This is a genomic window from Bacillus sp. JJ1521 (assembly GCF_036965165.1).
Taxonomy (GTDB): Bacteria; Bacillota; Bacilli; order Bacillales; family Bacillaceae_L; genus Ferdinandcohnia.
Window position 1 is genome coordinate 7733 of sequence record NZ_JBALOX010000124.1, and the last position, 9564, is coordinate 17296.

A 9564-nucleotide genomic window follows, 5' to 3' on the forward strand; every position below is an offset into this window, starting at 1 on the left:
CCAGTAAAAGCCTGATTGGTTCAACTAACAATCTGTGGGATATAGATTCCACAGATTGAAGTTTCACTGTATCTCGCAGTAAGATCGAAGACTAAAGACGCCACATCCTGTGGCAACGTCTTCATGACCCACATCGTGTGGGCCTAAAAATCGGGCGCAAATACGCCTTGGCGTATTTGATTTTGCCTATTACCAATCCATTAAAAAGTAATCCAATAAAATACTAGTTTGTGTTAAAATATGTAGGACTTGAAATTGTAGTTAAGGGGGAAGTTTATGTTCCTCAAACGTTTAGATATAGTAGGATTTAAATCGTTTGCTGAAAGAATTGCAGTAGATTTTGTACCTGGTGTAACGGCTGTCGTTGGACCCAATGGTAGTGGGAAAAGTAATATTACAGACGGGATCCGTTGGGTTCTTGGAGAACAGTCGGCAAAATCATTGCGTGGCACGAAAATGGAAGATATCATTTTCGCAGGAAGTGACAGCCGTAAAGCGTTGAATGTGGCTGAAGTGACATTAACATTGGATAACGCGGACCACTTTTTACCAATCGATTATCATGAAGTGAGTGTAACACGCCGTGTCTATCGATCTGGTGAAAGTGAATTTTTAATAAATAAACAAGCATGTCGACTAAAGGATATTGTTGATTTATTTATGGATTCAGGACTTGGCCGAGAAGCTTTTTCAATCATCAGCCAGGGGAAAGTAGAAGAAATTTTAAGCAGTAAAGCTGAGGAACGAAGAAGCATATTTGAAGAGGCTGCAGGGGTTTTAAAGTACAAAACCCGTAAAAAGAAAGCAGAATATAAGCTAGCCGAAACACAGGAGAATTTAAATCGGGTTAACGACATCATTCATGAGCTCCAGGCGCAGATAGAACCACTGCAAATTCAGTCTTCAATTGCGAAAGACTACCTTGAGAAAAAAGCAGAACTGGAAACAATTGAAGTCGGTTTAACCGTGTTTGAAATTGAGGATCTTCACGAAAAATGGGAGAAGCTATCAAAGCTTGTTGAAGAGCATAGAGAGCATGAACTTGCCTTAAACACAAAACTCCAAAGCAAGGAAGCAAAAATTGAGGAGTTACGAACCGGGATCGAGGCTACAGATTCATCCATACATGAACTTCAACAACTTCTTTTACGTACAAGTGAGGAGTTAGAAAAATTAGAAGGTCGAAAAGAAGTTTTAAAAGAACGCAAAAAAAATGCGACGCAGAATAAAGGACAGCTTGAAAATTCAATTCTTGAGTGGTCGCAAAAGCACGAAAGCTTAACCAAAAGAAAACAAAGTGAACAACATGAGTTATTAAAGCTAAGTGAAGAAGTAAAGGAACTTGAAAAACAATTAAAAGAAAAACAAATTTTACTTGCCTCGTATGATCAAAACATTGAAGAAAAAATCGAGAACTTAAAAAGCGATTATTTTGAATTGCTTAATAAACAAGCCTCTTATCGCAACGAAGTGGGTTATATTAAGGAACAGCTTTCACTACAAGATGCGAAAGTAAATCGTTTAGATGAATCAAATCAAAAATACTTATCAGAGCGCAAGGAAATAGTTGATGAAAAAGTTCGACTCCAAACAAAGCTTTCTGTTATAGAGCAAGAAATTAATCATCAAATTGTTTCTTTTAGAGACTTACAAGCTAAGCTAGAAAATAGTAAGAAAAATTATCAGAAGCAAGAAAGTATGCTCTATCAAGCATACCAATATCTACAACAAACGAAATCAAGAAAAGAAATGCTTGAAGAAATGCAGGATGATTATTCTGGTTTCTTCCAAGGTGTTAAGGAAGTATTAAAAGCAAGAAATGATCAGCTAGAAGGAATTGAAGGTGCAATTGCCGAGCTAATTCATGTTCCAAAAGATTATGAAACTGCCATTGAAATTGCTTTGGGTGCAGCAACGCAGCATATCGTCGTGGATAACGAAAAAAATGCAAGAACTGCAATCCAGTATTTAAAGAAAAATTCTTATGGTCGAGCGACATTTTTACCGATGAATGTTATTAAGGAACGTTCGATTCCGGCAGCACAGCTTGTGGCAATCAAGGGACATTCGGCATTTATTGGTATAGCTTCTGAATTAATTACCTTTGAAGGTAAATATCACTCCGTTATGGCAAATTTGTTGGGAACCATATTGATTACAACAGATTTAAAAGGCGCGAATGAACTCGCATCTCTTGTAGGACATAAGTATCGAGTTGTTACCCTTGAAGGTGATGTTGTCAATCCGGGTGGTTCAATGACCGGGGGAGCCGTAAAACAGAAAACAAATTCTTTACTTAGCCGAGGTCGGGAGCTTGAGTCCGTTATAGAAAAGCTTGCTGATATGGAAGTTAAAACTGCTCAACTCGAAAAAACAGTTAAGGATAAGAAAAAGATAATCGCCGAACAAGAAAACATGCTTGAAAAACTTCGTCAAGCTGGTGAAACATTGCGCTTAAAAGAGCAAAGCATTAAAGGAGAATACCGCGAAGTTGCTTTAAAAGAGCAAAATGTGAACGAGCATTTGGAATTGTATGATGAAGAGAAGCTACAATATCAAGTAGATAAGGAAAGAATGACTGGTCGATTAGAAGAGCTGAAAACCGAATTAGCTAATCTAGAAGGGGAGCTTCACTCATTAGATGAAACCATCAGCCAGCTTAATTCGCAAAAATCCGACCAACAGACCTCCCGGGAAACTGTGCAAATAGAAATTACCGATCAAAAGGTTTTTTTAGCGAGAAAAAAACAAGCACTTGAACATCAACAAGAGAAAATGAATCTCTTAGAAGAAGAAATGAATGATGCGTATGCTAGACTTTCTGATCTGAAAGAGGATTTATCGCTACTTGATAATGAAATGACTTCAAGTAACTCGGGTGAAATGGAGCTTGAAGAAGCTGCAAAGCAAAAATCCAATGATAAAAATGAAACTATTCAAATGATCAGCAATAAAAGAGAGCATCGCTTAAAACTTCAAACGACACTTGAAGATCTCGAACGTGAATTAAAGGAATCGAGACGTCAACATAAGCAGCTTGTTGATATCTTAAAGGATGAAGAGGTTAAGGTGAATCGCTTGGATGTTGAATTGGAAAATTGTTTAACGCATCTTCGTGAGGAATATTTATTAACCTATGAAGCTGCAAAAGAACAATTTCCGCTTCAAATTGAAGTTTCTGAAGCAAGAAAGAAGGTAAAACTAATAAAGCTTGCAATTGAGGAACTTGGTACAGTAAACCTTGGCGCAATCGATGAGTATGACAGGGTTTCTGAGCGATATACGTTCTTGTCTGAACAGCAAAATGACCTGCAAGAAGCAAAAGATACATTGTTCCTGGTAATAGACGAAATGGATGATGAAATGAAAAAGAGATTTGAATCTACTTTTACAAATATTCGCTCCCATTTTGAATCAGTTTTTCAAGCTTTGTTTGGTGGTGGACGAGCAGATCTTCGTCTGACAGATCCTAATGATCTTCTAAATACAGGTGTTGACATTGTGGCTCAGCCGCCAGGAAAAAAACTGCAAAACCTAGGTCTTTTATCCGGTGGAGAAAGAGCATTGACCGCAATTGCGTTGTTATTTTCAATCCTTAAAGTTCGTCCAGTCCCCTTCTGTGTATTGGATGAGGTTGAGGCTGCGCTCGATGAAGCAAATGTATTCCGCTTTGCGCAATATTTAAAGAAATATAGTAAAGAAACCCAGTTTATTGTGATCACTCACCGTAAAGGCACAATGGAAGAAGCAGATGTATTATATGGAGTGACCATGCAGGAATCAGGTGTTTCGAAGCTTGTTTCAGTTCGTCTTGAAGAAACGAAGGAATTGGTTACCAAAAGCTAAATTGAAAGGGGATTGACATGAGTTTTTTTAAGAAATTAAAGGATAAGATTACAAATCAGGCTGATGCAGTGACTGAAAAATTTAAAGATGGTTTATCTAAAACTCGTAATTCCTTTTCCGAACGAGTGAATGATTTAGTTGCTCGCTATCGAAAGGTTGATGAGGACTTTTTTGAAGAGCTTGAAGAAATTTTAATTGCAGCTGACGTCGGTGTTTCCACCGTTATGGAACTAATTGATGAATTAAAGATGGAAGTAAAGAAAAGAAATATTCAAGATACAAAAGAGGTTCAAAGTGTTATCTCAGAAAAACTTGTTGAAATATACCAAGGTGCTGAGGAAAAATCTCCAAAGCTGAATATTCAGGATGAAGGACTTACTGTCATTTTAGTTGTCGGTGTGAATGGTGTTGGTAAAACAACATCAATTGGGAAAATTGCAAATCGCCTAAAAAATGAAGGTAAATCTGTCCTGTTAGCTGCGGGAGATACGTTCCGTGCCGGTGCGATTCAGCAGCTGGAAGTTTGGGGTGACCGCGTTGGTGTAGAGACAATCAAACAATCTGAAGGATCAGATCCAGCAGCGGTTATGTATGATGCGGTTCAAGCGGCAAAATCTCGTAATGTTGATGTGTTGATATGCGATACAGCGGGGCGTCTTCAAAACAAAGTGAACCTAATGAAAGAACTTGAAAAAGTAAAACGTGTCATCGAGCGTGAATTACCGGGGGCTCCGCATGAAGTGTTATTAGTTCTCGACGCGACAACTGGACAAAACGCTCTAACTCAAGCGAAAACATTTTCAGCGGCTACAGATGTAACAGGAATTGTATTAACAAAACTAGACGGAACAGCAAAGGGTGGAATTGTCCTGGCGATTCGAAATGAATTAAACATTCCTGTTAAACTTATTGGATTAGGAGAAAAAGTGGACGACCTCCAAGAATTCGATGCGCAAAACTACGTCTACGGCTTGTTTGCAGATCTAGTTGAAAAAACAGAAGAATAAACAAAAATTAAGAGTCTGATTTCTTGAGGCTCTTTTTATACTTTTATTAAAGTAAAGTAAATTGACTTGACAACCTATTGGGAAATGGGTAAACTAGTGCTTGTAAAGGTATTTCACTTAACAAGGGGGAGATACTATGCTTGAAAAAACAACTAGAATGAATTATCTCTACGATTTTTATCAATCGTTGTTAACACCAAAGCAAAGAAACTATATGTCTTTATATTACCTAGATGACTTTTCCCTTGGTGAAATAGCAGAGGAATATGAGATTAGTCGTCAAGCTGTTTATGACAATATCAAGCGCACAGAGACAATGCTTGAAGAGTATGAGGAAAAACTGTTACTATTTCAGAAATTTCAAGAGCGCAGAAAACTGATTACTGAGCTAAAACGACTTTCACATGAATATGATGATAGCTTAGAGCTTGAAAATGTGATACAGTTGCTTGAGAAATTAGAATAGGAGGCGGCAAGAATGGCATTTGAAGGATTAGCCGACCGACTGCAAGGAACACTACAGAAAATTCGCGGTAAGGGAAAAGTATCAGAATCCGATGTAAAGGAAATGATGCGTGAGGTTCGTCTTGCCCTTCTTGAAGCAGACGTTAACTTCAAAGTTGTCAAGGATTTTGTAAAACGTGTTAGCGAAAGAGCTGTTGGACAAGAAGTAATGAAAAGCTTAACTCCAGGACAACAAGTTATTAAAGTCGTTCAGGAGGAGCTTACCGCTTTGATGGGTGGCGAGCAAAGTAAACTTGCGGTAGCCAAAAGACCGCCAACTGTTATTATGATGGTTGGTTTACAAGGTGCAGGTAAAACAACCACTACAGGTAAGCTTGCAAATCTATTACGAAAAAAACATAATCGTAAACCACTTCTTGTAGCTGCTGACATCTATCGTCCAGCTGCAATTGACCAATTGCAAACTTTGGGAAAACAACTTAATATGCCGGTCTTTTCACTGGGAGACAAAATTAGTCCTGTTGAAATTGCAAAGCAAGCAATCGAAAAGGCGAAAGAGGAGCATAACGACTATGTATTAATCGATACTGCCGGTCGTTTACACATCGATGAAGAACTCATGGATGAGCTCAAGCAAGTCAAACAAGTCGCACAGCCTGATGAGATTTTCCTTGTTGTCGATGCAATGACAGGACAGGATGCAGTCAACGTGGCACAAAGCTTTAATGATTTATTAGGGTTAACTGGTGTAGTTTTAACAAAGCTTGATGGAGATACCCGTGGTGGGGCAGCATTATCTGTTAAGGCTGTAACCAATACACCAATTAAATTTGTGGGTCTTGGTGAAAAACTAGATGCGTTAGAAGCATTCCACCCGGAACGTATGGCATCTCGGATATTAGGGATGGGAGATGTACTTTCTCTTATCGAAAAAGCCCAAGCCTCTGTTGATGAGGATAAAGCAAAAGAGTTAGAAAAGAAATTTAAGTCAATGTCTTTCACATTTGATGATTTCCTTGAACAGTTAGCACAGGTGCGTAAAATGGGTCCGCTTGATGAGATTTTGGGTATGCTCCCTGGTGCTAACAAAATGAAGGGTCTGAAGAATGTTCAGGTTGATGATAAACAAATCGGCCATGTTGAAGCGATCATTCGCTCTATGACAAAAGTCGAAAGAGAACAACCTGAAATCATCAATTCAAGTCGCAAAAAGCGAATTGCAAAAGGTAGCGGTCGAACTGTTCAAGAAGTAAACCGTCTATTAAAGCAATTCGAAGACATGAAGAAAATGATGAAACAAATGACAAACATGACAAAAGGTAAGAAAAAAGGATTAAAGTTTCCTTTTATGTAAGGAATAAATGTAGTAATGATAACTATTTCATAGATGTAAAGAAAAAACACTTTACAAACAGATGTGGAACAGTTAATATTATATCTTGTTGAAATAATTTCGGAGGTGCTATATAAAATGGCAGTAAAAATTCGTTTAAAACGCATGGGAGCAAAAAAATCTCCTTTCTATCGTATCGTTGTAGCTGATTCTCGTTCACCACGTGATGGACGTCAAATTGAAACACTTGGAACTTATAATCCAGTTGTTCAACCTGCAGAGGTTAAAATTGATGAAGAATTAGCATTAAAATGGTTACAAACTGGTGCAAAACCATCTGATACTGTTCGTAACTTGTTCTCTAAACAAGGTATTATGGAAAAATTCCATAACGCAAAAAACGGTAAGTAATGGGTAACCTACAGATGAAAGAGTTAATTAAAACAATCGTACAGCCGCTTGTTGATCATCCTGAGGAAGTTGAAGTAAGTGAGACTTCCGACAACCGCAATATCACGTATTTACTAAGTGTAAATAAAGAGGATATGGGTAAAATCATCGGGAAACAAGGCCGTGTCATTAAGGCGATTAGAACTGTTGTCTATGCAGCAGGAACAGGCCATAATAAACGAATTCATCTAGAAATTAACGAATGATAAGTTGGAAAAGGGAGAGGGAAACCTCCCCCTTTTTTTCTATCAAAAACATAAGGGTTGGTGCCTGTGAAAATCATCCAAACAGTTGAAGTGAAACAAATTTTAACGGAAATCAGTAAAGTAAAGCTCATTGGCTCTTTGCAATCGAACAGAGACCAACTTCTTAAAGAGTGCGACCAACTTAAATTTGAACTTAAAAAGATGGAAAAACTGAAGAAATTTGATCCTGTTAAAATCAAACAATATTTTACAAATGAAATAGATCTTAGACAGGAAAAAGTCAAACAACTTGAGTTTCAAATCGAACAAATACATATGCTACCACTAGGCAGTGAAATTAAAGAAAAAGAAGTTCAATCCATTATTGACATAAATGTAGGTGACAACTGGGATGAAACAACAACTGCACGAACAATTGTAATCAAAGAAGGTATAGTTAAAGAAATTCGTTAGGGGTGAAAAAATGGACAAATGGTATAACGTTGGTAAAATTGTGAATACACACGGAATTAAAGGTGAGGTCCGCATTATCTCAAGAACGGATTTTCCAGAGGAACGATATAAGGTAGGAAATACGTTACATATTTTTCTGGAAGACAAAGATCCGTTTGAAGTTAAAGTCCAATCATACCGAACTCATAAAAATTTTGATTTAGTTACCTTTGAGGGCTATGACAACGTAAATGATGTAGAGACATTTAAAGGAGCACTTGTCAAAGTTCATGAAAGTCAGCTCGGTGAATTAGAGGACGGAGAATATTACTTCCATGAAATAATCGGTTGTACGGTTGTAACAGAGGAAGGCGAAGAGTTAGGGACAATTAAAGAGATTTTGACACCAGGTGCTAATGATGTTTGGGTTGTAAAGGGAGCAAGAGGTAAAGAAATCTTAATTCCGTTTATTGATGATATCGTAAAGGAAATTGATATCCAGGAAAAAAGAATCAGTATTCACCTCATGGAAGGATTAATTTAATATGAAAATTGATATCTTAACCCTGTTCCCAAACATGTTTAATGGTGTATTAGGTGAATCCATTTTAAAAAAGGCTCAGGAAAAAGAAAAGGTTTCGTTTAGAGTTGTGAATTTCCGTGAATACGCTGATAACAAGCATCAGAAGGTTGATGATTATCCATATGGAGGCGGAGCCGGTATGGTATTGATGCCTCAGCCGATCTTTGATGCGGTCGAGGATTTAACGAAACAAACAGTAACCAAACCGAAGGTGATTCTTCTATGCCCTCAAGGTGAAAGATTCACCCAACAAAAAGCTGAAAACTTGGCAAAGGAAGAACACCTCATTTTTATCTGTGGTCATTATGAGGGCTATGATGAAAGAATCCGTGAACACTTGAGTACAGAAGAGATTTCAATTGGTGATTTTGTCTTAACCGGTGGCGAGCTTGCAGCAATGGTTATTTCCGATAGTGTCGTACGGCTTTTGCCAGGTGTTTTGGGAAATGAGGATTCACCTGTCCTTGATTCCCATAGTACAGGATTATTGGAGCATCCCCATTATACAAGGCCGGCAGATTTTAGGGGGATGACCGTTCCGGAAGTGTTATTATCAGGTAATCATATGCATATTGAAGAATGGCGGGAAAAAGAATCTCTTCGTCGAACCTATAAAAGAAGACCAGATTTACTAGAAAAGTACCATCTATCTACAAAACAAGAAAAATGGGTAGAAGAATTTAAATTAGATGAAGAGTAGGTATTGCAACGACAACAGGATTATGGTAATATACTCTTTGTGACTTGGGCAAATTGTCCGTTGTCTTATTAAGATGTTCCGCTGCAATGAATGGATATTGGTAAGAGCATCTGTTGGAAGGAGTTGAAAAGACGATGCAAAACATTATTGAAGAAATCACAAAAGAACAATTAAGAACTGACCTTCCAGTATTCCGTCCTGGAGATACTGTACGTGTACACGTGAAAGTTATCGAGGGTACTCGTGAGCGTATTCAGGTATACGAAGGTGTTGTGATTAAGCGTCGTGGTGGAGGAGTTAGTGAAACATTCACTGTTCGTAAGGTATCTTACGGAGTAGGTGTTGAACGTACATTCCCAGTGCATACACCAAAAATTGCGAAGCTTGAAGTAGTACGCCGTGGTAAAGTACGCCGTGCGAAATTATACTACTTACGCGAACTTCGTGGTAAAAAAGCACGTATTAAAGAAATTCGATAATAAAAAAGAAAGGAGCTTGTATAAAAATAACAAGCTCCTTTTACATTTGTGCAAGGAATAATT

General features: G+C 37.9%; 10 protein-coding genes. All 10 read left to right on the plus strand.

Going from position 1 to position 9564, the window contains the following annotated elements:
* Positions 1-276: 276 nt before the first annotated feature.
* The 10 genes from smc (at position 277) to rplS (ending at position 9501) form a co-directional block, all read left to right on the plus strand.
* Positions 277-3846 carry a chromosome segregation protein SMC gene (gene smc, locus V7147_RS16775; RefSeq protein WP_335368979.1) on the plus strand — a complete coding sequence of 1190 codons (3570 nt, stop codon included), beginning with the start codon at positions 277-279 and terminating at the stop codon, positions 3844-3846.
* A 17-nt stretch (positions 3847-3863) separates the two neighbouring features.
* The gene (gene ftsY, locus V7147_RS16780; protein ID WP_335368980.1) at positions 3864-4853 is read left to right on the plus strand and encodes a signal recognition particle-docking protein FtsY; all 990 of its coding nucleotides are present in this window, start codon (positions 3864-3866) and stop codon (positions 4851-4853) included.
* A 136-nt stretch (positions 4854-4989) separates the two neighbouring features.
* Positions 4990-5319, plus strand: a complete 330-nt coding sequence (locus V7147_RS16785; RefSeq protein ID WP_335368981.1) for a putative DNA-binding protein — start codon at positions 4990-4992, stop codon at positions 5317-5319.
* A 12-nt stretch (positions 5320-5331) separates the two neighbouring features.
* The gene (gene ffh, locus V7147_RS16790; protein WP_335368982.1) at positions 5332-6672 is read left to right on the plus strand and encodes a signal recognition particle protein; all 1341 of its coding nucleotides are present in this window, start codon (positions 5332-5334) and stop codon (positions 6670-6672) included.
* Positions 6673-6789: 117 nt separating this feature from the next.
* A complete protein-coding gene (rpsP, locus tag V7147_RS16795) occupies positions 6790-7062 on the plus strand; it encodes a 30S ribosomal protein S16 (protein ID WP_335368983.1) in 273 nt (90 codons plus the stop codon).
* A gap of 14 nt (positions 7063-7076) precedes the next feature.
* Entirely contained in the window at positions 7077-7307 is a 231-nt protein-coding gene (locus tag V7147_RS16800) for a KH domain-containing protein (RefSeq protein ID WP_335368984.1), read from the plus strand.
* A gap of 66 nt (positions 7308-7373) precedes the next feature.
* Positions 7374-7760 carry a YlqD family protein gene (locus V7147_RS16805; protein ID WP_335368985.1) on the plus strand — a complete coding sequence of 129 codons (387 nt, stop codon included), beginning with the start codon at positions 7374-7376 and terminating at the stop codon, positions 7758-7760.
* Positions 7761-7770: 10 nt separating this feature from the next.
* On the plus strand, positions 7771-8283 hold the full coding sequence (rimM, locus tag V7147_RS16810) for a ribosome maturation factor RimM (protein ID WP_335368986.1): 513 nt from the start codon (positions 7771-7773) through the stop codon (positions 8281-8283).
* A 1-nt stretch (position 8284) separates the two neighbouring features.
* Positions 8285-9022 (plus strand): tRNA (guanosine(37)-N1)-methyltransferase TrmD, encoded by a 738-nt coding sequence (trmD, locus tag V7147_RS16815; protein WP_335368987.1) that lies wholly within the window; start codon positions 8285-8287, stop codon positions 9020-9022.
* 134 nt (positions 9023-9156) lie between these two features.
* Positions 9157-9501, plus strand: coding sequence for a 50S ribosomal protein L19 (rplS, locus tag V7147_RS16820; protein WP_057996892.1), 345 nt, complete (start codon positions 9157-9159; stop codon positions 9499-9501).
* The last annotated feature ends 63 nt before the right edge of the window (positions 9502-9564 follow it).